The organism is Catellatospora bangladeshensis (assembly GCF_016862575.1).
Classification (GTDB): domain Bacteria; phylum Actinomycetota; class Actinomycetes; order Mycobacteriales; family Micromonosporaceae; genus Catellatospora; species Catellatospora bangladeshensis.
Genome location: NZ_BONF01000008.1, coordinates 357,948 through 379,187 on the forward strand (window position 1 = coordinate 357,948; position 21,240 = coordinate 379,187).

General features: G+C 72.7%; 20 protein-coding genes. 8 read left to right on the forward strand and 12 right to left on the reverse strand.

Annotation, left to right across the window (positions count from 1 at the left end; all coding sequences use genetic code 11):
* Position 1: 1 nt before the first annotated feature.
* Both xseA and Cba03nite_RS06690 read left to right on the forward strand, forming a co-directional pair.
* On the forward strand, positions 2 to 1,219 hold the full coding sequence (gene xseA, locus Cba03nite_RS06685; protein ID WP_239125514.1) for an exodeoxyribonuclease VII large subunit: 1,218 nt from the start codon (positions 2 to 4) through the stop codon (positions 1,217 to 1,219).
* A 2-nt stretch (positions 1,220 to 1,221) separates the two neighbouring features.
* Positions 1,222 to 1,419 (forward strand): exodeoxyribonuclease VII small subunit, encoded by a 198-nt coding sequence (locus Cba03nite_RS06690; RefSeq protein WP_203743076.1) that lies wholly within the window; start codon positions 1,222 to 1,224, stop codon positions 1,417 to 1,419.
* A gap of 141 nt (positions 1,420 to 1,560) precedes the next feature.
* On the opposite strand, the gene Cba03nite_RS06695 is transcribed toward Cba03nite_RS06690, so the two are convergent.
* Positions 1,561 to 2,481: a DMT family transporter gene (locus tag Cba03nite_RS06695; protein WP_239125515.1), complete on the reverse strand. Its 921-nt coding sequence runs from the start codon at positions 2,479 to 2,481 to the stop codon at positions 1,561 to 1,563.
* Between the two features lie 190 nt (positions 2,482 to 2,671).
* Positions 2,672 to 3,670: a class II fructose-bisphosphatase gene (glpX, locus tag Cba03nite_RS06700; RefSeq protein ID WP_203743078.1), complete on the reverse strand. Its 999-nt coding sequence runs from the start codon at positions 3,668 to 3,670 to the stop codon at positions 2,672 to 2,674.
* A 139-nt stretch (positions 3,671 to 3,809) separates the two neighbouring features.
* On the opposite strand from glpX, the gene Cba03nite_RS06705 reads away from it, so the two are divergent.
* Positions 3,810 to 4,334 carry a DUF4245 family protein gene (locus tag Cba03nite_RS06705; RefSeq protein WP_203743080.1) on the forward strand — a complete coding sequence of 175 codons (525 nt, stop codon included), beginning with the start codon at positions 3,810 to 3,812 and terminating at the stop codon, positions 4,332 to 4,334.
* Positions 4,335 to 4,616: 282 nt separating this feature from the next.
* On the forward strand, positions 4,617 to 5,573 hold the full coding sequence (locus tag Cba03nite_RS06710; RefSeq protein WP_203743082.1) for a hypothetical protein: 957 nt from the start codon (positions 4,617 to 4,619) through the stop codon (positions 5,571 to 5,573).
* Positions 5,574 to 5,618: 45 nt separating this feature from the next.
* Here Cba03nite_RS06710 and Cba03nite_RS06715 read toward each other — a convergent pair whose 3' ends face one another.
* Positions 5,619 to 6,536, reverse strand: coding sequence for an NAD-dependent epimerase/dehydratase family protein (locus tag Cba03nite_RS06715; RefSeq protein WP_203743084.1), 918 nt, complete (start codon positions 6,534 to 6,536; stop codon positions 5,619 to 5,621).
* 121 nt (positions 6,537 to 6,657) lie between these two features.
* On the opposite strand from Cba03nite_RS06715, the gene Cba03nite_RS06720 reads away from it, so the two are divergent.
* A complete protein-coding gene (locus Cba03nite_RS06720; protein WP_203743086.1) occupies positions 6,658 to 7,359 on the forward strand; it encodes a TetR/AcrR family transcriptional regulator in 702 nt (233 codons plus the stop codon).
* A 46-nt stretch (positions 7,360 to 7,405) separates the two neighbouring features.
* Entirely contained in the window at positions 7,406 to 8,329 is a 924-nt protein-coding gene (locus Cba03nite_RS06725) for a carbohydrate kinase family protein (protein ID WP_203743088.1), read from the forward strand.
* 139 nt (positions 8,330 to 8,468) lie between these two features.
* Here the strand turns inward: Cba03nite_RS06725 and Cba03nite_RS06730 are convergent, their stop codons facing one another.
* The 3 genes from Cba03nite_RS06730 to Cba03nite_RS06740 are packed head-to-tail and all read right to left on the reverse strand — an operon-like array spanning position 8,469 to position 10,773.
* A complete protein-coding gene (locus Cba03nite_RS06730; RefSeq protein ID WP_203743090.1) occupies positions 8,469 to 9,428 on the reverse strand; it encodes an NAD(P)/FAD-dependent oxidoreductase in 960 nt (319 codons plus the stop codon).
* Between the two features lie 9 nt (positions 9,429 to 9,437).
* A complete protein-coding gene (locus tag Cba03nite_RS06735; protein ID WP_203743092.1) occupies positions 9,438 to 10,232 on the reverse strand; it encodes a serine protease in 795 nt (264 codons plus the stop codon).
* Between the two features lie 58 nt (positions 10,233 to 10,290).
* The gene (locus Cba03nite_RS06740) at positions 10,291 to 10,773 is read right to left on the reverse strand and encodes a DUF4188 domain-containing protein (RefSeq protein ID WP_203743094.1); all 483 of its coding nucleotides are present in this window, start codon (positions 10,771 to 10,773) and stop codon (positions 10,291 to 10,293) included.
* A gap of 65 nt (positions 10,774 to 10,838) precedes the next feature.
* Here Cba03nite_RS06740 and Cba03nite_RS06745 point away from each other — a divergent pair, with 65 nt between their 5' ends.
* A complete protein-coding gene (locus Cba03nite_RS06745) occupies positions 10,839 to 11,465 on the forward strand; it encodes a MerR family transcriptional regulator (protein WP_203743096.1) in 627 nt (208 codons plus the stop codon).
* Positions 11,466 to 11,471: 6 nt separating this feature from the next.
* Here the strand turns inward: Cba03nite_RS06745 and Cba03nite_RS06750 are convergent, their stop codons facing one another.
* From Cba03nite_RS06750 to Cba03nite_RS06775, 6 genes are all read right to left on the reverse strand, one after another.
* A complete protein-coding gene (locus Cba03nite_RS06750; protein WP_346110935.1) occupies positions 11,472 to 12,131 on the reverse strand; it encodes an aggregation-promoting factor C-terminal-like domain-containing protein in 660 nt (219 codons plus the stop codon).
* Positions 12,132 to 12,411: 280 nt separating this feature from the next.
* A complete protein-coding gene (gene phoH2, locus Cba03nite_RS06755; RefSeq protein ID WP_203743097.1) occupies positions 12,412 to 13,704 on the reverse strand; it encodes an RNA 5'-3' helicase PhoH2 in 1,293 nt (430 codons plus the stop codon).
* Between the two features lie 121 nt (positions 13,705 to 13,825).
* Positions 13,826 to 14,494 (reverse strand): aggregation-promoting factor C-terminal-like domain-containing protein, encoded by a 669-nt coding sequence (locus Cba03nite_RS39555; protein WP_239125516.1) that lies wholly within the window; start codon positions 14,492 to 14,494, stop codon positions 13,826 to 13,828.
* A 177-nt stretch (positions 14,495 to 14,671) separates the two neighbouring features.
* Positions 14,672 to 15,442: an isoprenyl transferase gene (locus Cba03nite_RS06765; protein ID WP_203743099.1), complete on the reverse strand. Its 771-nt coding sequence runs from the start codon at positions 15,440 to 15,442 to the stop codon at positions 14,672 to 14,674.
* Positions 15,443 to 15,471: 29 nt separating this feature from the next.
* On the reverse strand, positions 15,472 to 15,927 hold the full coding sequence (locus tag Cba03nite_RS06770) for an RrF2 family transcriptional regulator (protein ID WP_203743101.1): 456 nt from the start codon (positions 15,925 to 15,927) through the stop codon (positions 15,472 to 15,474).
* 155 nt (positions 15,928 to 16,082) lie between these two features.
* Positions 16,083 to 17,918 (reverse strand): phosphoenolpyruvate carboxykinase (GTP), encoded by a 1,836-nt coding sequence (locus tag Cba03nite_RS06775; RefSeq protein ID WP_203743103.1) that lies wholly within the window; start codon positions 17,916 to 17,918, stop codon positions 16,083 to 16,085.
* A gap of 477 nt (positions 17,919 to 18,395) precedes the next feature.
* On the opposite strand from Cba03nite_RS06775, the gene Cba03nite_RS06780 reads away from it, so the two are divergent.
* Positions 18,396 to 21,239 carry a sigma-70 family RNA polymerase sigma factor gene (locus tag Cba03nite_RS06780; RefSeq protein ID WP_239125517.1) on the forward strand — a complete coding sequence of 948 codons (2,844 nt, stop codon included), beginning with the start codon at positions 18,396 to 18,398 and terminating at the stop codon, positions 21,237 to 21,239.
* Position 21,240: the final 1 nt, after the last annotated feature.

The following is a 21,240-nucleotide window of genomic DNA, read 5'->3' on the forward strand; positions in this document are numbered from 1 at the left end:
TGTGACGGAGCAGAGCTCGGCGGAGCAGCCGTGGCCCGTAAGAGTGGTCAGCCAGAAGATCAGTGCCTGGATCGGGCGACTCGGGTGGATCTGGGTCGACGGACAGGTGGCGCAGCTCTCCCGGCGGCCCGGCTCGCAGACGGTGTTCCTCACCCTGCGTGACCCGTCCGCCGACCTCAGCCTGACCGTCACCACCGGGCGCGAGGTGCTGGACCGGGGCGCGCCGGAGCTGAACGAGGGCGCCCGGGTGATCGTGCACGCCAAGCCGGAGTGGTTCGCCCAGCGCGGCACGCTCAGCCTGCGCGCCGACGAGATCCGCCAGGTCGGCCTGGGCGAGCTGCTCGCCCGGCTGGAGCAGCTGAAGAAGCTGCTGCAGGCCGAGGGCCTGTTCGACCCGCGCCGCAAGCGGCGGCTGCCGTTCCTGCCGCAGCGCATCGGGCTGATCACGGCGCGGGCCAGCGCGGCCGAGCGGGACGTGCTCACCAACGCGCGGCGCCGCTGGCCGTCCGTCGACTTCCGGGTGGTGCCGGTGACCGTGCAGGGGCCGACCGCGGTGCCGTCGATCATCGGAGCGCTGCAGCTGCTCGACGCCGACGAGAGCGTCGACGTGATCATCATGGCGCGCGGCGGCGGCTCGGTGGAGGACCTGCTGCCCTTCTCCGACGAGGCGCTGTGCCGGGCGGTGTTCGCCTGCCGTACGCCGGTGATCTCCGCGATCGGGCACGAACCGGATACGCCGCTGGTGGACTGGGTGGCCGACGTACGCGCGTCCACGCCGACCGACGCGGCCAAGCGGGTGGTCCCCGATCTGGGTGACGAGATCCGCCTGATCGAGCAGGCCAGAGGGCGGCTGACGCGAGCGGTGCGCCATCGCGTCGAGCGCGAGCAGCAGCGCCTCGACAGCCTGCGCAGCAGGCCGGCGCTGGCCAAGCCGTACCAGATGATCGAGACCCGGGCGACCGAGGTCACCGCCCTGCGTGACCGCGCCGCCCGCGCCCTCACCCACCGCCTGCACCGCGCCGAGGGCGACCTCACCCACACCCTGGCCCGCCTGCGGGCTCTCTCCCCCGCCGCCACCCTTTCCCGGGGGTACGCCATCGTGCAGCGCCCCGACGGCCACGTGGCCCGCGCCGCCACCGACGTCACCCCCGGCGACCCCCTGCGCATCAGACTCGCAGAGGGCGAACTCACCGCCACCGTCACCGAGACCAAGGAGTGACCATGCCCGCCAAGCAGCCCGAGCCCCTCTCCTACGAGCAGGCCCGCGCCGAACTAGCCGAGGTGGTCCAGAAACTCGAATCCGGCGGCGGCACCCTCGAAGAATCCCTCGCCCTCTGGGAACGAGGCGAAAAGCTGGCCCAGATCTGCCAGCACTGGCTCGACGGCGCCAAAGCCAAACTCGACGCCGCTGGTTCCTGACCCCACCCACCCCTCCACCGCGGCGATCTTGCGTGAACTGTGGGTGCGACACGCCCATAACGGTCATATCCCTAACATTTCGTGCAAGATCGACATGATCTTGGCGAGGGTGCCGCGAGGGTGCCGCGAGGTTGAGCCGGGTCAGCCGCGGGCGGCGATGCGGACGGCGAGGAGGGTGAGCAGGGCGCCGGTGATGGTGAGGAGGTCGGGGCGGCCTGCCGGGCCGGGGATGAGGGCATCGATGCCCAGGGCGCTGAGGATCTGGCCCGCGATCATGCCCAGGCCGAGCAGGAGTACGCCGATCCGGTGCACCACCGCCGCGGAGATCGCGATGAACACGATGCCGAGCGGGCCGCCGACGTAGAGCCAGGGCTCGGCGGGGAACGCGCCGGGCGGGCCGCCGCCGCGCAGTAGGGACTCGATCGCGAGCGCGACCAGCAGCGCGGCGCTGCCGACCGCGAAGTTGAGCAGCGTGGCCGGCCACGGCGAGCCCGCCGCGCGGGCCACCCGCCCGTTGACGCCCTGCTGCCAGGCCACCGCGACCCCGGCGAGCAGCGGCAGCGCCGCGAACCCGAGGGCGCGCGGATCGCCGAAGCTGTCCCCGACCGCGATCACCACCGCGACCACGCAGAGCACTGCGCCGATCAGGCGGTTGCGCGTCACCGGGTGCACCCCGCCCGGTCCCACCCCGAACCGGTCCACGGCCAGGCTCGACGCCGACTGCCCCGCGACCACCGCCACGATGAACACCGACACCCCGAGCAGCGGCACGGTCAGCCCTTGCGTCGTGACCAGGAACGCCCCGCAGGCCCCGCCGACGCACTGCCACCAGCGCAGCTCGCCGGAGCGCAGCGCGGCCAGGATGCGCCGCGCGTTGCGGTGCATCCACGGCAGCGCCAGCAGCAGCACCACGAGCCCGACCCCGAACGACACGGTCGCCGCCGCGATGCCGTCACCCAGCTGCCGCCCCAGCTCCCCGTTGATCCGCGACTGCAGCGCCAGGCACGCCCCGCCGAGCACGGCCAGCCCCACCCCGACGGCCTTACCGGCGTCCGCGCTCACACCGGCCCCGCCAAGAAGATCTTCACGCGCTCACTCTGCCGCCCCACCCGCCCCGGCCCCGCGCCACCCCGTCAAGATCCCGTCGATCTTGCGCGAACTGTTAGGGATTTGCCCGAATGGCGCGTGTCGCACCCACAGTTCACGCAAGATCGCCGCGGGAGAGGGGCGGCGGGCGGCGGGCGGCGGGGTCTCAGGCGAAGTCGACCTTGGAGTAGCTGGCGAGTTTTTCGAGGCGGTGGTAGGAGTCGATGACGCGGATGGTGCCGGATTTGGAGCGCATCACGATGGATTGGGTGTAGGCGCCGTTGTCGCGGTAGCGGACGCCGCGGAGGAGGTCGCCGGAGGTTACGCCGGTGGCTACGAAGAAGACGTTCTCGCCGGTGACGAGGTCGTCGGTGGTGAGGACGCGGTCCAGGTCGTGGCCGGCGGCGAGGGCTTTTTCGCGTTCTGCCTCGTCACGGGGCCAGAGGCGGCCCTGCATGACGCCGCCGATGCACTTGAGGGCGCAGGCGGCGGTGATGCCCTCGGGGGTGCCGCCGATGCCCATGAGGACGTCTACGTCGGATTGTTCCCGGGCGGCGGAGATGGCGCCGGCGATGTCGCCGTCGGAGATGAAGTTGATGCGGGCGCCCGCCTCGCGGACCTCGCGGACCAGGTCGGCGTGGCGGGGGCGGTCGAGGATGCAGATGGTCAGGTCGGAGACGCGTACGCGCTTGGCCTTGGCGATGCGGCGCAGGTTCTCGGTCCAGCCGGCGGTGATGTCGACGACGTCGGCCGCCTCGGGGCCGACGACCAGCTTCTCCATGTAGAAGACGGCGCTCGGGTCGAACATCGCGCCACGCTCGGCGACCGCGAGCACGGCCAGCGCGTTGGGCATGCCCTTGCTCATCAGGGTGGTGCCGTCGATCGGGTCGACGGCCACGTCGACCTCGGGGCCGCTGCCGTCGCCGACGCGCTCGCCGTTGAACAGCATCGGCGCGTTGTCCTTCTCGCCCTCGCCGATGACCACGGTGCCGGCCATGGGCAGCGAGTTGATCAGCTTGCGCATGGCGTCGACCGCCGCGCCGTCGCCGCCCTCCTTGTCGCCGCGCCCCACCCAGCGGCCCGCGGCCATGGCCGCCGCCTCGGTCACGCGGACGAGGTCCAGCGCGAGGTTCCGGTCGAGATCCTGTGGAGTACGGGTCGCCATGCTGCTCCTCCTGCGAATCGGCCTGTTGGCATCCTGTCATGCCGCGGCCTGAACGTACGTTCGGGTCACCGATTGCCGATATCGTTCGCCCTGCTCCCCCGGTGTGATGTGACCTGTGACATCGGTCAAGATGGTGTACGTGAGCGCAGTGGAGAGCGAGCAGACGCAGGTGCCGCAGTCGGGTGGGCGTACCCCGAAGGACATGGCGCTGTCCCTCGGCGTCCTGCTCATCCCCGTGCTGCTGCTGGTGCTGGGCTACCGCCTGTTCTACGGCTGGGACGCCGCGGTGACCGTGGACCCGGCGAACGCGATCGAGAGTGCGGGCCGGGCGTCGCTGGCGCCGCTGCCGGGCGTCGCACCCGACGGCTGGCAGACGGTGACCGCCAAGTACGCCGACGGCGTGCTGCGCATCGGCTACCTCGACCCGGACGGCGCGGGGGCGCAACTGGTGCAGTCCCGCGCCGGGGCGCAGGCGCTGCTCGGCGCCGAGCTGGACGGCAAGGCGCAGGCCGACGGCGAGACCGTCGTGGGCGGGGTCACCTGGCAGCGCTACCTCGGGCCGGAGGGCCGGACCGCGCTGCTGCGCACCGCCGGCAACACCGCGACGCTGCTGGTCGGCGAGAACGCGGACCTGACCGCGCTGGCCGCCGCGGTCACCCGCTGAGCCCTGGCCGCACCTGACCGCGCCGGCCGCGTCGGTCACCCGCAGCGGCCCGGCCCCACCGGCGGACAGGCCCCGCCGGGGTCACCCGCCGGACCGGTCCGGCGCAACCGGAGTGTCAGGTATCCGCACCACTTCTGCCTCGGCGGGCGAGCCGGAACCGGATGATCCGGCCGGACCCTCGGCCGTACAGGACGACGCTCGGCGGCTGGGGCACGGGCTACGGTGAGACCCGCCGCGCGGTCGTGAATGGAGCCCCGGCACATCTGCGTACCGAGGACTTCGATGACTTCTCCCGCCGCCCAGGACGCGCCGCGCCCGGGTTCCACCCGCAGGCGCAGGGACGCGGCCGTGGCCGCCGGGCTCGCGCTGCTGGCCCTGCTCACCTGTGCGGCGGCGACGCGGCGCGCGTCACTGACCACCGCGCAGGCCACGGTCGTCGCCGGGGACCTGCGCGCGATGTACGAGCGCATCCAGGGCTCGGTCGAGCAGCGCACCGCGGCCCTGCTGCTGGCGCACGTGGCCCGGCAGGAGCCGATCCGCGCGTGTATGGCCTCCTCCGGTTTCGACTACGCGTTCGCGCCGTTCGCGGACCCGTTCGGGGGCCGGACCCGGCTGCTGCTGCCGGCCGAGGTGTCCGCGGTCGTCGACCCGGGCGCGGAGGAGGCGCTCAAGCTCGTCCCGCAGACGATCGAGCCGGTGGAGGCCGCGCCCGTCGCGCACCCCGCCTCCTACGAGAAGCTGTCCGCGGCCAAGCGCCGCCTCTACGACGACACCGTGCTGATGTGCGAGCCGCCGATCGAGGACCAGCCCACCGACACGATCGCGCCCACGATCAGCGGTGACCTGGACGCCGACTTCCTGGCCATGCTGCGCCGGGTCGGTGACGACCAGGAGGTCGCCGCCCGGATGGAGTTCTACGCCTCCTGCATGGACCAGCGCGGGTACCCGGTGCACACGGTCGGCGAGCTGTACGCCGCGGTCACCGCGAAGTTCCACGACGACTCCGGGGTGCCGCTGCGGCCCGAGTCCTCGCTGCTGCCGCTGGCGAAGGCGTACCAGCAGGACGCGGTGCGGGCCGACGGCGAGTGCCGGACCCCGGCCTGGACCGGCGCGATGACGCTGGCCCGGGGCGAGCTGGCCGCGTTCGCGCAGGAGCACGCGGCGCAGCTGGCGGCGCTGGACGCCGAGTGGGCGGGTCTGGCGGGCCGCGCCGCCGAGGCCCGCGCCAAGCTGGCCTGACCCCCTCGCTCACGACGCCGCCTCGCCACCCGATCCCGACACTGCTCAGGCGTCGCGGTACTTCGCGGCGGCGTCGGCGAGGGTCGTGTCCAGCGGGGTCGGCGCCAGCCCGAAGGTGCGCTCGGTGACCGAGGAGTCGAGCGTGAACGGCTTCGCGAACTGGTAGTACGTCGAGCGCAGCTCCTTGACCAGCGGCGAGAACAGGCCCATCGCCCACAGCAGCGGGTACGGGATGCGGCTGAGCCGGGGCCGGGGCAGCCCGATCAGCTCGTTGGCGCGCTCGGCCGCCGCCCGCGCGGACATCGCCGGCGGGGTCGGCACCAGCCAGGCCCGTCCCCAGGCCCGCTCGTCGGCGGCGAGCACGACCAGGGTGCGGGCCAGGTCGCCGATGGCGGTCCAGCTGTGCGGCGCGTCGGGGTCGCCGACCACGTACGCCGTGCTGCCCTTGGCGGTGCGGGAGAGCACGGTCTGGCCGAGGATCCCGTTGACCTCGTAGCCGACGTAGTCCGAGGCGCGGGCCTCGGCGGTGCGGATCCGGCCGGCCCGGTGCGCGGCCAGCGCGTCCTCCCACATCTGGGCGCGTACCCGCAGCTTGGGGTTGGTGGCGGCGAGTGGGGTGGTCTCCGTGATCGGGCCGTCGACGGGGCCGTAGCCGTACAGGTTGCCCGCGGTGACCAGCACCGCGCCGGAGACCTCGGCGGCGTGCAGCAGCGACGCGGCCAGCGGCGGCCAGTCGGTGAGCCAGCGGTGGTACGCCGGGTTGGCGCAGTTGTAGAGGGCGGTCGCGCCGGTGCACAGCTCGGCGAGCCGGGCGGCGTCGGTGGCGTCCGCGGCGACGAGTTCGATCCCCGGCGCCTGCGGGCCGGTGCCGCGGCGGGTCACGATCCTGACCCGCTCGCCCCGCTCGGCCAGCAGCAGTGCGGTGGCGGTGCCGACGGGGCCGGCGCCCACGATGACGTGCATTCGAGTCTCCCCAGATCTCCGATGCGATTCGAGAGCAGCGCTCTCTGTTGGGAACAGTGAACACGCACGGGCCGAACACTGTCAAGAGCAGTGCTCTCGTTTTGTTGCTACGCTCTCCGTCATGACCGCCAAGAGCATCCGCGCTCGCGTACGCGACGAGCTGACCAGCGAGATCAAGGCCATCGCCCGGCGCCAGCTCGCCACCGAGGGAGCCAACCTGTCGCTGCGCGCCGTCGCCCGCGAGCTGGGCATGGTCTCGTCGGCGGTCTACCGCTACTTCCCCAGCCGCGACGACCTGCTCACCGCGCTGATCATCGACTGCTACGACGAGCTTGGCGCGGCGGCAGAGACCGCGGAGTCCGCCGTGGACCGCGCGGACCTGCTGGGACGCTGGCTCGCCGCCGGGCACGGCATCCGCGACTGGGCGCTGGCCAACCCCGCCGAGTACGCGCTGATCTACGGCTCGCCGGTGCCCGGCTACCAGGCGCCGAGGACCACGATCGGCCCGGCCGCACGCACCACCGATCTGATCCTCACCCTGCTCGCCGATGGCGTGGCCGCGGGCACCGTGGCCGTCCCGGCCGCGGGGACCGACCCGCCGTTGTCCCCGCTGCTCGCCGCCGAGCTGGACCGCATCGCCGCGCTGGCATGCCCGACCGTGCCACGTGAGCTGCTGTCCCGGGGCACCACGGCCTGGATCCAGCTCTTCGGCGTGGTCACCTTCGAGCTGTTCGGGCGGTTCCAGAACATGATCGAGGAGGGCCGCCGCGACTTCTTCGACCGCCAGCTGCGGGTGATGGCGGCGTACGTCGGGCTGCGGTGACGGGTGCCGCATTGCCCGGCCGCCGCGCGCCCGCCACACTATGCGGGTGATCGTCGTAGCCGGAGAGAACGTCGTGGACCTAGTCCCCGCCGGGGAGGGTCTGCTGCGCGCCGCGCTGGGCGGCGGGCCGGCCAACACCGCCATCGCGGCGGCCCGCCTCGGCGCGCCGGTGGCGATGGCCGCCCGGCTGGGGCGCGACTCGTTCGGCACCGCGTTCCGCAACCGGCTCACCTCGTCCGGCGTGGACACGCGCTACCTGGTGGACACCGCGCAGCCGTCGGCGCTGGCGCTGGCCACCGTGGGCGCGGACGGCGAGGCGCTGTACGACTTCTGGCTGGCCGGGGCGGCCGACTTCGGCTGGCGGGAGCGGGAGCTGCCCGACCTGCCGGACGGCAGCACCATCCACATCGGCTCGCTGGCCGCGTTCCTGCCGCCCGGCGCAGACACGCTGGAGCGCTGGGCGCTGCGCCACCGCGACCGGTGCACCATCGCCTTCGACCCCAACGTGCGCGGCGTCGCGCTTGCCCGGCCCGATTCGCTGGTGCGGCTGGAGCGCCTGGTGGAGCTGTCGCATCTGGTACGCGCCAGCGAGGGCGACCTGGCCCACGCGTACCCCCACGTGCCCCCCATGGAGACCGCGCGCCGCTGGCTGAAGGCCGGCCCCCGCCTGCTGGTGCTGACCCACGGCGACGCCGGCGCGACCGCGATGACCGCGGACACCGAGGTGAACGTGGCCGCCCCCGCCATCTCGATGATCGACACCATCGGCGCGGGCGACACCGCGATGGGCGCCCTGCTGGCCTGGCTGCACGACGCGGGCCGCCTGCGCGACCAGCTCAGCCGCGAGCTGGCCCCCGAGACGCTGCGCCTCATGCTGCGCCACCTCTGCGACGCGGCCGCCCTCACCTGCACCCGCCCCGGCGCCGACCCGCCCACCCTCGACGAACTCCGCGCCTTCCAGCTCGTCTGACCCCCACCCCGCCACCCGCGGCCCGGCCCCGCGCGACCCCGCGCGGCGTCAAGATCGCTCAACTTGCCTGGCACATGGGCGAAAGCGCGCTCAAGATACGCCCGGGTGCCAGGCAAGTCGGATGATCAAGGATGGCGGATCAGGGCACGTCCTCGGAGGAGTGGCCGGGGAAGAGGTGGGCGGACGGGTCGATGGCGATGGCGGCGTTGTTGACGGCGGTCGCGGCCTCGCCGAAGCCGGTGGCGATCAGGCGGACCTTGCCGGGGTACTCCACGATGTCGCCGGCCGCGAAGACGCGCGGCAGGTTGGTGAGCATCGTCGAGTCGACGGTGATGTGCCGCTTGTCCAGGGCCAGGCCCCACAGTGCGAGCGGGCCGAGGTCGGCGGTGAAGCCGAGCGCGGCGACCACCACGTCGGCCGGGATCTCCTCGGTGCCGTTCAGCTCGACCGACTCGACCCGGTCGCTGCCCAGGATCTTGGTGACCTGGCTGTTGATCTCGATACGCACCGGCAGCGACTGGACCCGGGCCACGGTGGACGCGTGCGCCCGGAACTTGTCCCGCCGGTGTACCAGGGTGACGCTCGCGGCGAGCCCGGCCAGCGCCAGCGCCCAGTCGAACGCGGAGTCGCCGCCGCCCACGATGACCACGTGCTTGCCGGCCAGCACGGTCGGGTCGGGCACGAAGAACATGATGCCGCTGCCGGTGAAGCCGTTCGCGGCGGGCAGCGGGCGCGGTGAGAACGAGCCCAGGCCGCCGGTGATGATGACCGCGCCGCAGCGCACCTCGGTGCCGTCGCCGAGGCCGAGCACCGGCTTGCCGTCGTCGTACGCCAGCGTCGCGGCCTGCACGCCGAGCCGGTAGTCCGGGCTGAAGGCCCCGGCCTGGGCGACCAGGTTCGCGATCAGCTCGCGGCCCCGGATCGCCGGGAACCCGGCCACGTCGAAGATCATCTTCTCCGGGTACATGGCGGTCACCTGACCGCCCGCCTCGGGCAACGCGTCCACGACCATGGTGCGCAGCCCGCGGAACCCGGCGTAGTACGCGGCGAACAGACCCGTCGGGCCCGCTCCGATGATCGCCACATCGACATCGCTCATGTGGTGAACCTAGCCGCGAGGGCCGGTCTCCTCAATGGCCGCGCGAATATCGGGAACGAAGTGCGACACCTGCGTGTAGACACCCGGGTACGCCGCGCGGCCGCAGCCCACTCCCCAGCTCACGATGCCCACCTGCACCCAGCGCCCGCCGTCGCGGCGCAGCAGCGGCCCGCCCGAGTCGCCCTGACAGCTGTCCTTGCCGCCGCCGCGCAGGTCGCCCGCGCAGATCATGTCGGCGTCGGTGAAGCCGTAACCGCGCGAGCGGTAGATCTGCCCGCAGGTGCCGTCGCTCACGAAGGGGACCTGCACCTTGCGCAGGTGGCGCTGCTGCGCCCGGGAGCCCTCACGGGTGGCGCCCCAGCCGACCGCGGTCAGCGTGCCGCCGTCCAGGCCGCCGTTCACGGGCAGCGCGACCGTCTGCAGGTCCAGCGCGCGGGACAGCCGGATCACAGCCCAGTCGTCGCCCTCGGTGACGTCCGAGAAGCCGCGCGCCCGCCACACCCGGCTGCTGCGCACCTCGTAGGTGCGGTCGGAGCCGAGATCCGCCGAGCCGGCGGTGACCGTGATGGACGAGGTCGCCCCGCTGCGGCCGACGCAGTGCGCGGCGGTGAGCACGTACTGCGGCCGGATCAGGGAGCCCGCGCAGCCGTTGTCCAGGCGCACCATCCATGGGAACTCCCCGGCGGCGGCGCGCACTCCCCCGACGACCTCGGCCCGCGGCGGCTCCGGCTCCACGGCGGCGGCAGGCGACACCGCGGACAGTGCCGCCACCGCCGCACCCAGCACCAGCATGATCGCCCGCATCAGCACCCTCCCCGTCGACCGGTGCTGCCGATACTATCCGTTCTGGGTGGTTTGTCCGTTAACTTCCGGAAGCGCCCCGTCGCGCTGCGGCGGTCTCGCCCTTGCGGGCCACCGGCACGTGCTCACCGGCCTGCGCCAGGCCGAAGCGCGGCATGTTGCCGTAGAGCGTCTCGTAACGGCCCGCGCTGACCAGGTAGGTCTCGTGCCAGATGCCGACGTCGCCGTTGCCGCCGACGAGCTTGTTGAACGCGCGCCACGCCGGGTGGTGCGGCAGCGACGCGTCCTTCGCGAACGCCTCCAGCTGCTCGACGCTGCGCCAGTACTGGATGGTGACCGGGCCGCTCGGCGTGATGGCGTACTGCGCCGCGAGCAGGCCCAGCTCCGGGCGCTGGAACAGCACCTTCAGCATGCGCGGCATGGCGGTGAACGCGCCCCACCACTTGTGGATCTTCCACGGCTTGTTGAAGCGCATGCCGATCAGGAAGACCACGAAATCGCCCTCGATGTGCGCCGACATGCGGCCCGGGATCACGGTTGCCACGACTTCCCCCTCATCGTCTCTGGATAGCATCACTATCCACTATCTAGTGGGTATCGTCAACGGCGATGAAGATTTCAGAGCTGAGCCGGGTGAGCGGCGTGCCGCTGCCGACGGTCAAGTACTACCTGCGTGAGGGCCTGCTCCCGGCGGGCCGCCCGCTGGGCCGCAACCAGGCCGACTATCACGAGGCACACCTGCGGCGGCTGCGCCTGATCCGTGCGCTGATCGACGTCGGCGGCCTCAGCGTGGCGGGCGTACGGCAGGTGCTGGGCGCGGTCGACGACGACGTCGTGCCGGGCCACCATCTGCTGGGGACCGCGCACGAGGCGATCGCGGGGGTGTCCCGCGCGGACCGGAGCACCGCGGGCTGGCTGGCGGCGCGCGCCGAGGCGGCCCGGGTCGTCGCCGCGCGCGGCTGGCGGGTGCACGAGCGGGCGCACGCGCTCGACCAGCTCGCCGACGCCATCGCCGCATTGCGCGAGCTGGGTCAGGAGGACATGCTGACGCTGCTCGACGGGTACGCCGAGGCGACCGAGCGGCTCGCCCGGCAGGAGGTCGGCCTGGTGCTGGCCCGGGGCGACCGGGCCGGGATGGTCGAGGGCGTGGTGACCGGCACCGTGCTCGGCGAGGCCATGCTCACCGCGCTGCGGCGGCTGGCGCAGGAGCACACCAGCGCCACCATGGCGCCCTGACCGGCGTCAGTACCAGCCCTTGGCCTCGGAGTGCGCCCAGGCGCCGCACGGGGTCTTGTGGCGGTTCTTGATGTAGCCGAGACCCCACTTGATCTGGGTGACCGGGTTCGTGCGCCAGTCGTCGGCGATGCTCGCCATCTTGTCGCCGGGCAGCGCCTGCGGGATGCCGTACGCGCCGGAGCCCTTGTTCTCGGCCTTGTGGTTCCACCCGGACTCGCGGGTCCACAGCTTGTTCAGGCACGCCATCTGGGTGAGGTCCATGCCGGCCTCCAGCACCAGCGCGCAGCCGATGGCCCGGTTGCCGCTGAACTCGCTGCAGCTCTTGGGGATGGGCCCGAAGTTGACGGTGCGGTTGGCGCCGCGGCGGCTGGCCTCGCGGTCCACGGCGGCGGCGCGGGCGGCGGCGGCCTTGGCCTCGATCGCGGCCCGGTCCTGCGCCTCCTTGAGCAGCCCCTGCTGCTGCAGGGTGAGCGCGGCCGACTCGGCGTGGGCGACGATCTGGGCCTGGTGCCCGGCGGCGATGCTGTCCTGCTGCCACCGCGCGCTGTCGTCCAGGCGGAACGCGCCGGCCACCCCGCCGACGAGCGTCAGGACGGCGACGGCGCGGATGGCGTAGCGCGTGGTCGCGGGGCGGGCGCGACGGGGCGCGCGGCGTTGCCGGGACACGGGGGATCCTCTCGGCGGTGGGGTTCCGGCCGGAGCACCCGCGATCCTCGCGCGCGCCATCAGGGGCTGCGCACCTACGGGTCCTGCTCCGTTCGCCCGCCCGGGGGTCGGGGATGGACGGTCCGGGAGCGCTCATGCCGGGCGCCGCAGCGGTCCGGTCCAGGAAGCCGCGGCGCGGAGCGCTCGATCCCACCTTTACGCAGTGGACCGGGGCTTGTCGTCGTCCGGACGGGCGACTGTGGCCCCGATCACACCGCAAACACCGACCAATTAGGCTATTTCACTCCTCCAGGAGATCGGTCACCACTTCGGCGATGGCAGAACGCTCGGAACGGGTGAGCGTCACGTGCGCGAACAGCGGATGCCCCTTCAGCGTCTCGATGACCGCGGTGATGCCGTCGTGCTTGCCCACCCGCAGGTTGTCCCGCTGCGCCACGTCGTGGGTGAGCACCACCCGCGAGCCCGCGCCGATGCGCGACAGCACGGTGAGCAGCACGCCGCGCTCCAGCGACTGCGCCTCGTCCACGATCACGAACGCGTCGTGCAGGCTGCGGCCGCGGATGTGGGTCAGCGGCAGCACCTCGAGCATGCCGCGGTGCAGCACCTCGTCGCGTACGTTGTCGTGCACCAGGGCGCCCAGCGTGTCGAACACCGCCTGCGCCCAGGGCGACATCTTCTCCGCCTCGGAGCCGGGCAGGTAGCCCAGCTCCTGGCCGCCGACGGCGTAGAGCGGGCGGAACACGATGACCTTCTTGTGCTTGCCGCGCTCCATCACCTGCTCCAGGCCCGCGCACAGGGCCAGCGCCGACTTGCCGGTGCCGGCCCGGCCACCCAGCGAGACGATGCCGATGCTGTCGTCCAGCAGCAGGTCGAGCGCGATGCGCTGCTCCGCCGAGCGCCCGCGCAGGCCGAACGCCTCGCGGTCGCCGCGGACCAGCTTCACCGTCTTGTCGGTGTGCACCCGCCCCAGCGCCGAGCCGCGGCCCGCATGCAGGATGAGTCCGGTGTGGACGGGCAGCCCCGCCGCCTCGTCCAGGTCGATGCCCTCGCCGGCGTACAGCGCGGACATGTCGGCGTCCGGCAGGTCCACCTCGGCCAGGCCGGACCACGTCGGGTCCACCGCCTGGTCATGGCGGTACTCGTCGGCGGCCAGACCCACCGCGGCGGCCTTCACCCGCAGCGGCATGTCCTTGCTGACCAGGGTCACCAGCTGACCGTCGGCCGCCAGACCCAGCGCCACGGACAGGATCCGCGCGTCGTTGGTGTCGTTGCGGAAACCGCTGGGCAGCAGCTGCGGGTCGGTGTGGTTCAGCTCCACCCGCAGCGTTCCGCCGGAGTCGTTCACCGGCAGTGGTACGTCCAGCCTTCCGTGCCGTACCCGCAGGTCGTCGAGCAGCCGCAGGGACTGCCTGGCGAACCAGCCGAGTTCCGGGTGATGCCGCTTGCCCTCCAGCTCGGAGATGACCACGAGCGGCAGCACGACGTTGTGCTCGGAGAACCGGCGGATCGCAGCAGGATCGGCCAGCAGCACGGAGGTGTCGAGTACGTACGTTCGTATCGGGACATCGACCATGACTCACGCTAACCGCAGAAAACCCGTTTGGCCAGCATGTCTTTAGCACGCGCCGGACGATCCGCCGATACCGCCCTCACCCGGAAGGATGAGGTGAACCACTCACGCTGCGTAGAGCAGGTCAGTACCAGTTGTTGTCCTGGAAGTGATTCCAGGCGCCGGCGGGGGTGTCGTAGCGGTTCTTGATGTAGTCCAGGCCCCACTTGATCTGGGTGGCCGGATTGGTCCGCCAGTCGTCGCCGAACTTCGCCATCTTGTCGCCGGGCAGCGCCTGCGGGATGCCGTACGCGCCGGAGCCGGAGTTCTCGGCCTTGTGGTTCCAGCCGCTCTCGTGCTCCCACAGCTTCACCAGCGGGCTCATCTGGCTGTACGCGAACCCGAAGCTCGGCAGCAGCTTGCAGGCGACGAGCTGGTTGCCCGAGTAGCTCTTGCACGAGGTCGGCGTCGGCGTGGAGGCCGTGCGCTTCACGGTCGGCTTCGCCGAGGGCGTGGCCTTCTCGGCGCGGCGGGCGACCGTGGCGCTCGGGCTCGGGCTCGCCGTCGGCGACGCGCTGGCGCTCGGCGACGGCGTGGCGCGGTCGTAGGCGCGGTTGGCGGCGGCCGCGGCGGCCTCGCGGGCGGCCAGGTCGGTGGCCGGGGTCTGCGGTCCGGCGGTGTCCGCGACGGCGTACGCCGCGGTGCCGAGCACGCCGGCGCACAGCACGCCGAGGGCGATCTTTCGGGAGTGGACGGCCAGCAGGCGCGCCAGCGGGTGACGGCGGCGCGGCAGGGCATGACGGGGTGTCGACACGAGTCGGTCCCTTCGTTGGGGGTGCAGCACCTTGGGGGGAGCAAAGGTGCTGTTCAGGGACCCTGCCGTTTATTCCGGCGCGGTGCCAACTCCATCACTTGGATCGTGAAACAGCTCACATTCTCAACGTGAGCGGAGGTCAGAAGGCGGGAAAATCGGACCCCGGCGATCGAGGAGTCAGGCGCCGAACCGGCGCTGGCGTCCCGCGTACGCCCGCAGCGCGCGCAGGAAGTCGACGTGCCGGAAGTCCGGCCAGTTCAGCTCACAGAAGTAGAACTCCGAGTGGGCCGACTGCCACAGCAGGAAGCCGGACAGCCGCTGCTCGCCGCTGGTCCGGATGATCAGGTCCGGGTCCGGCTGGCCGCGCGTGTAGAGGTGCTCGGCGATGTGCTCGACATCCAGCCGCTCGGCCACCTCCTCCAGCGTGGAGCCCGCCTTGACGTGCTCCTGGAGCAGCGACCGGACCGCGTCGGCGATCTCCCGGCGGCCGGTGTAGCCGACCGCGAAGTTGACGTTCGCGCCGCCGTGGCGGCCGGCGGTGCGCTCCTGCGCGGCCTTCAGCGCCGCGGCCGGCTCGGCGGGCAGCAGGTCCAGCGCGCCGACCATACGCAGCTGCCAGGGATTGCCGTCCTCGGCCAGCTCGGTGGCCAGGTCCACGATGATCTGCACCAGCGGGTCCAGCTCCACGGCCGGGCGGCGCAGGTTGTCGGTGGCGAGCAGGTACAGCGTGACGTGCTCGATGCCCGCCTCGTCGCACCAGCTGAGCAGCTCCTTGATGCGCGCCGCGCCGACCCGGTGACCGTCGTTGGGGTCGACGTAGCCCATCTCGCGGGCCCAGCGCCGGTTGCCGTCGGTGACCACGCCGACATGACGTGGACGCGGCTGATCGGCCAGCAACGCCTTCAGGCGGCGTTCGTACACGGAGTAGACGAGGTCGCGGAGTTTCATCACGGGCAGCCTAACCCCGCTCGCGCGGATCAGCGCGGCTGCCAGGCATCCGGGATCGTGGTCAGCTCCCGGACCGCCTCGGGCAGCTGCCCGGTGACCGCCTGGGCGAGGGTCACCTCGTCGACGACGTTGCGCACCGCCGAGCGCACGGCGACCCAGACCAGGGGCAGGTGGCTGGCGGTGCCGGTGTAGCTGGTCTGCTCGGGCCGGTGCCCGCGTACGCCCGCCAGCGGCCCGTCGACGGCGCGCAGCACCATGCCGACGGTGACCTCGGAGGGCGGCAGGCTGAGGCTGTAGCCGCCGTCGGCGCCGCGCACGGCGTGGATGACGCCGCTGCGCCGCAGGTCGGCCAGCACCGCCTCCAGGAACTTGCGCGGCAGCCCCTGCGCGTCCGCCAGCGCCTGCGCCGAGATGGTGTTCGGGTACGCGTTCGCCAGCTCCAGGGACGCCCGGACCGCGTAGTCGCCTCTAGCCGAGATCTGCACACCCCCATGATGCCCGCAGCCCCGCCCCCCGTGTTAACGGGTGGCGGGGCTGCTTCACGACCGAGCGTCAAGATCGAGTCGATCTTGCGCGAACTGTTAGGGATTTGCCCGGTTCAGGCGTGTCGTCCCCACAGTTCACGCAAGATCGGCGGCAGTCAGTCGCGGACGCCGAGGCGGGTCTTGAGGGCGTCGAGTTCGGCCCAGAGGACTGCCGGGAGCTTGTCGCCGAACTTGTCGAACCACTCGGTGATCTGCGGGATCTCGGCGGCCCACTCGTCGTTGCGGACCTCGAGGGCCAGCTCGACGTCCGAGGCGGGCTGCTCCAGGCCGGACAGGTCCAGGTCCTCGGCGCGGGGCACGAAGCCGACGGGGGTCTCGACCGCGCCGGCCTCGCCCTCCAGCCGCTCCACGACCCACTTCAGGACGCGGGAGTTCTCGCCGAATCCGGGCCACAGGAAGCGGCCGTCGTCGCCACGGCGGAACCAGTTGACGTAGAAGATGGCGGGCAGCTTGTCGGCGTTGCCGTCGGCGCCCTTGCCCATCGCGATCCAGTGCCGGAAGTAGTCGCCGGCGTGGTAGCCGATGAACGGCAGCATCGCCATCGGGTCGCGGCGCACCACGCCGACCTGGCCGACCGCGGCGGCCGTGGTCTCGCTGGACAGCGTCGCGCCCTGGAACACGCCGTGCACCCAGTCGCGGGCCTGGCTGACCAGCGGGATCGTGGTCTTGCGGCGCCCGCCGAACAGGATCGCCGAGATCGGCACACCCTTCGGGTCCTCGTACTCCGGCGCGAGGATCGGGCACTGCGTGATCGGGGTGCAGAAGCGCGAGTTCGGGTGGCTGGAGACCTGGTCGGAGTCCGGGGTCCAGTCGTTGCCGTGCCAGTCGGTCAGGTGGGCCGGGGGCTCGCCCATGCCCTCCCACCAGATGTCGCCGTCGTCGGTGCGCGCCACGTTGGTGAACAGCGAGTTGCCCGCGGCGAGCGTGCGCATCGCGTTCGGGTTGGTCTTCCAGTCGGTGCCGGGCGCGACGCCGAACAGGCCGTACTCCGGGTTGACCGCGTACAGGCGGCCGTCCTCGCCGAAGCGCATCCAGGCGATGTCGTCGCCGAGGGTCTCGACCTTCCAGCCCGGGATGGTCGGCTCCAGCATGGCCAGGTTGGTCTTGCCGCAGGCCGACGGGAACGCGGCCGCGATGTAGTGCACCTTGCCGGCCGGGCTGGTCAGCTTGAGGATCAGCATGTGCTCGGCGAGCCAGCCCTCGTCGCGGCCCATCACGCTGGCGATGCGCAGCGAGTAGCACTTCTTGCCCAGCAGCGAGTTGCCGCCGTAGCCGGAGCCGAACGACCAGATCTCCCGGGTCTCCGGGAAGTGGGAGATGTACTTGGTGGTCGAGCACGGCCACGGCACGTCCGCCTGGCCCGGCTCCAGCGGCGCGCCGACCGAGTGCAGCGCCGGCACGAACTCGGCGTCCTCGCCCATCGCCGCGAGCACCTTGGCGCCCATCCGGGTCATGATCCGCATGCTGGCCACGACGTACGCCGAGTCGGTGATCTCGACGCCGAACATCGGGTTCTCCGCGTCGAGCGGGCCCATGCAGAAGGGGATGACGTACATGGTCCGGCCGCGCATGCAGCCCCGGTACAGCTCGGTCATGAGCTGCTTCATCTCGGCCGGGGCCATCCAGTTGTTGGTCGGGCCGGCGTCGGCCTCGTCCACGGAGCAGATGAAGGTGCGCTCCTCGACGCGGGCCACGTCCGACGGATCGGTGCGGGCCCAGAAGGAGTTCGGCCGCTTCACCGGGTCCAGCCGGACCAGGCTGCCCGCGGTAACGAGCTCCGCGGTGAGGCGCTGCCACTCGTCCTCGGAGCCGTCGCACCACACGATGCTGTCCGGCGTGGTGAGCTCGGCGACTTGGCGCACCCACGCGAGCAGCTTCGGGTGCGAGGTCGGATGCTGGTCAAGCCCTGCGGTGACTGCCGGCGCGGTCATGGGTTCTCCTCGTGGTCGTCTTTGACCGACGGATACGACTGACGACGGCCGGGTGGCCGCGAGTCGTCCGGGATGTGGCCTCAGACTAAGCCCGGTTTGTTGCCTGAGACCCCTCCCGCCTTGTGAATAAGTGCACAAGCGTCGGTCCGACTGCGTCTTCGCGCACGATTCTTCGGTCGTTCGCGCACGATTCCGCAAATCTGGTTTTGGATCTTGCAGCGTTCGCGTCGCGCGACGGCCCTGACGCGTGCGAGCCCGATCACTCCCATCCCCATACCCGCTGCGGGCTCTGGCGAACGCGGCTATCGCGACTTCATCACGGATTGGGCATATTCCGCAAATCGGGCGATTGGGCTAACGTCGCTAGCAGCCGGCGAAACCGTGATGTTCCCCCCGGAGGCCGCAGTGACCAGTGGGTTCGACCCTGCCCAGGATCAGTTCAGCGAACCGCAGAGCGATCCACAACTCATCTCACTCGTGCGAGGCGGTGACACCGACGCGTTCGGGCTGCTCTACGAACGGCACCTGGAGTCCGCGCGGCGGCTGGCCCGCGTGCTCAGCGACGGGCACGCCGACGCCGACGACCTCATCGCCGACAGCTTCGCCAAGGTCTTCGCGGTGCTGCGCAGCGGCGGCGGCCCGGACACCGCGTTCCGGGCGTACCTGCTGACCACCATGCGGCACACCCGCTACGACCGGGCCCGGCAGGACCGCCGCGTCGAGCTGACCGACGACCTCACCCGCTACGAGATCCCCGAGCCCGCCGACGACCCGACCATCACCAGGCTGGAGACGTCGTACGCGGCACGCGCCTTCGCGCGGCTGCCCGAGCGCTGGCGGGCCGTGCTCTGGCACACCGAGGTCGAGGGCGAGAGCCCCGCCCAGATCGCGCCGCTGCTCGGCCTCACCCCGAACGGCGTCGCCGCGCTGGCGTACCGGGCCCGGGAGCGGCTGCGCCAGATGTACCTGCAGGAGCACATCGCGCTCACCGGCAACCCGCGCTGCCACTGGACCGGGGCGCACCTGGCCGGATACGTCCGCGCCGCGCTGGCCCGGCGCGACCGCGGCAAGGTCGACGAGCACCTGTCCACCTGCGCCGAGTGCCGCCGGCTGCACCGCGAGCTGACCGAGGAGAACTCGGGCCTGCGGGGTGTCGTCGCACCCCTGTTACTCGGGGCCGCCGCACCGGCGTACCTGGCCGGTAGCGGCCGGCTCGCGTTCGGCGGCCGCCTCGCCACCGCCTGGGGCGCGCTGGTGCTGTGGTGGCCGCAGCTGAAAGAGCACGTCGGCGCCTGGGCGGACGCGCTCGTGGGACTCGCCGCGCTCGCCGGGCGCTGGCTGGTGGCCGCGCCACGCCGGCTGCTGGGCCGCTTCGGGCTGGCCAACCTGGTCGCGGGCACCGGCGCGGGCTTCGCCGCCGTGGCCGGGGTGGTGCTGTTCGTGAGCCTGACCGCCGGACCGCCGACCGCCCGGCCGCGCGCCATTCCCGTCCCGGCGCCGGCCGCGCCGCCGCTGTACGCCCCCGCACCGCAGGCACAGGCGTCGCCCTCGCCCTCGCCGCAGCCGACCGCCGCTTCGGCGCCCGCGTTCCCTGCTGTTCCGGACCCCATGCGGCAACCCGCTGTGGTGCCCCCGGCAGCGCCGCCCCCGGTGCCGCCACCTGCTGTCGCGCCGCCCGCCGCACCTGCCCCGGCGCTCGCCCCGGTCCCCGTGGCCGAGCCCGCCCCGGAGGTCGCCGCGCCCGAGTACAAGGAGGTCGACCTGGTCGCGGGCAAGGCGGGCACGCTGCCCATCCCGGTCCGCGCTCCGGCGGATGCCCCAGCCACGACCCGCGACCACGCCGGCACCCGAGCGGCTGAGCACATGGCAGTGCCTGCCGGCTGGCCGGGCACCCCGGGCGAAGCAGCCACGGGGAATGCCCCGGAGCGACTTTGCTCTGCACACAAATACGCGACTGTTGCGTATTTGTGTGCAGAGCAAAGCGAGCCGGCCGGGGAGACCGGTACTGCCGCATCGCCGCCGAGTTCCGCGACCGGGAGCGACGGCTCGCCCGCAGCCACCGCGATCACCGGGCCTGACGTCACCCCCGCGGCGGCCCGAGCGCCCGGCGCGGTGCGCATCGAGGTGACGCTGCCGGACGGGATGCGGCTGGCCGGGAGCGGCGCCGGGGACGGCTGGCAGTGCGAGGCGACGCCCACCGGCGCCGTCTGCGACCGGATCGGCTGGGGCCGGGGCGCGCGTTCGGTGGCGCGGCTGCCCGTGCTCGCCGACCCCGAGGTCAGTGGCTTCCAGCAGGTCACCGTCGCGGCGACGTACGGGCGGCAGCGCTCGGAGTCGGCGTTCCGGGTGCCGGTCGCACCGGCCGGGCTGCGCCTGGGGCACGCGGCGACCGGGCGGGTGGACGTGGCGCTGGCCGGCAACGTGCTGCTCTCCTGCGCGCCCCGGCCGCTGTGCCTGGTCGCCGGGGACAACAACCTGATGCAGATGACGCCCCTGCGGCCCACGCCGGGCGAGCCCGCCGCGCCCGGCGGCCTGGACGGCCCGGACGGGCCCGCCGGGCCGAAGGGCCCGATCGAGGAGCTGGCCGGGGAGAAGGCCGCCAGCGGCGCCCGGCTCGCGCTGCCCGAGGGCGCCGACGTGCGCTGGGCGGGCCTGATCGTGGCCTCGTCCGGCGCACGGCTGCCGGAGCTGGTGGCATTGCACGGTCCCGGCGGTGTGTGGCAGCCGGTGCGGGTGGAGACGGGGCATGCCGAGTCCGGCGCCGTGTTCAGCCAGGGCCACGCCGAGGTCACCGAGCTGCTGCGGGGCGGCGGCGCGGGCGACTGGTGGCTGGCCGCCCCCGCGGGTCCGCTGCCCCGCGGCCGGAGCCAGTTCGCGGGCTGGACCCTGGCCGTGGTGTACGCGCACCGCAGCGCCCCTCGCGGCGAGGCCGCCGTCTACCTGGGCCCGGGTGGCGGGCGCGGCGACGTACCGGCGACGGTGGGGCTGGGCGGCGGTGGAAAGGTCCGGGTCGGGCTGGCGCTGTGGGACGGCGACCTGGCGCTGACCGGCGACGAGCTGCTGATCGGCGGCGCCGTCGCGGGCGAGCCGGGCAACCTCGCCGCGGGACGCAACGCCGGGGCTGCCACGCTCGCCTGCGGGTCCGCCCCCGGACGCTGCGTATGGCGTACCCCCGGCCTGGATGTGCTCTGGGCGGGCGCGAAAGCCGACGCCGGCGCGGTGGCCCAGCTGCGCACGGGGGGCGATCCGCTGGAGGTCGGGCTGGTCGCGGTGGTCTCCGGGCCGCCGCGCGAACCGGGCACGGCGGCCGCGACACGGTAGG

Excerpts from the sequence above, each read along its gene's own strand:
- Cba03nite_RS06710 (WP_203743082.1), top strand. The coding sequence starts at position 4,617 with ATGACTTCTCCCGCCGCCCAGGACGCGCCGCGCCCGGGTTCCACCCGC.
- Cba03nite_RS06720 (WP_203743086.1), top strand. The coding sequence starts at position 6,658 with ATGACCGCCAAGAGCATCCGCGCTCGCGTACGCGACGAGCTGACCAGC.
- Cba03nite_RS06735 (WP_203743092.1), bottom strand. The coding sequence starts at position 10,232 with ATGCGGGCGATCATGCTGGTGCTGGGTGCGGCGGTGGCGGCACTGTCC.
- phoH2 (WP_203743097.1), bottom strand. The coding sequence starts at position 13,704 with ATGGTCGATGTCCCGATACGAACGTACGTACTCGACACCTCCGTGCTG.
- Cba03nite_RS06715 (WP_203743084.1), bottom strand. The coding sequence starts at position 6,536 with ATGCACGTCATCGTGGGCGCCGGCCCCGTCGGCACCGCCACCGCACTG.
- Cba03nite_RS06775 (WP_203743103.1), bottom strand. The coding sequence starts at position 17,918 with ATGACCGCGCCGGCAGTCACCGCAGGGCTTGACCAGCATCCGACCTCG.
- Cba03nite_RS06765 (WP_203743099.1), bottom strand. The coding sequence starts at position 15,442 with ATGAAACTCCGCGACCTCGTCTACTCCGTGTACGAACGCCGCCTGAAG.
- glpX (WP_203743078.1), bottom strand. The coding sequence starts at position 3,670 with ATGGCGACCCGTACTCCACAGGATCTCGACCGGAACCTCGCGCTGGAC.
- Cba03nite_RS06730 (WP_203743090.1), bottom strand. The coding sequence starts at position 9,428 with ATGAGCGATGTCGATGTGGCGATCATCGGAGCGGGCCCGACGGGTCTG.
- Cba03nite_RS06690 (WP_203743076.1), top strand. The coding sequence starts at position 1,222 with ATGCCCGCCAAGCAGCCCGAGCCCCTCTCCTACGAGCAGGCCCGCGCC.
- Cba03nite_RS06745 (WP_203743096.1), top strand. The coding sequence starts at position 10,839 with ATGAAGATTTCAGAGCTGAGCCGGGTGAGCGGCGTGCCGCTGCCGACG.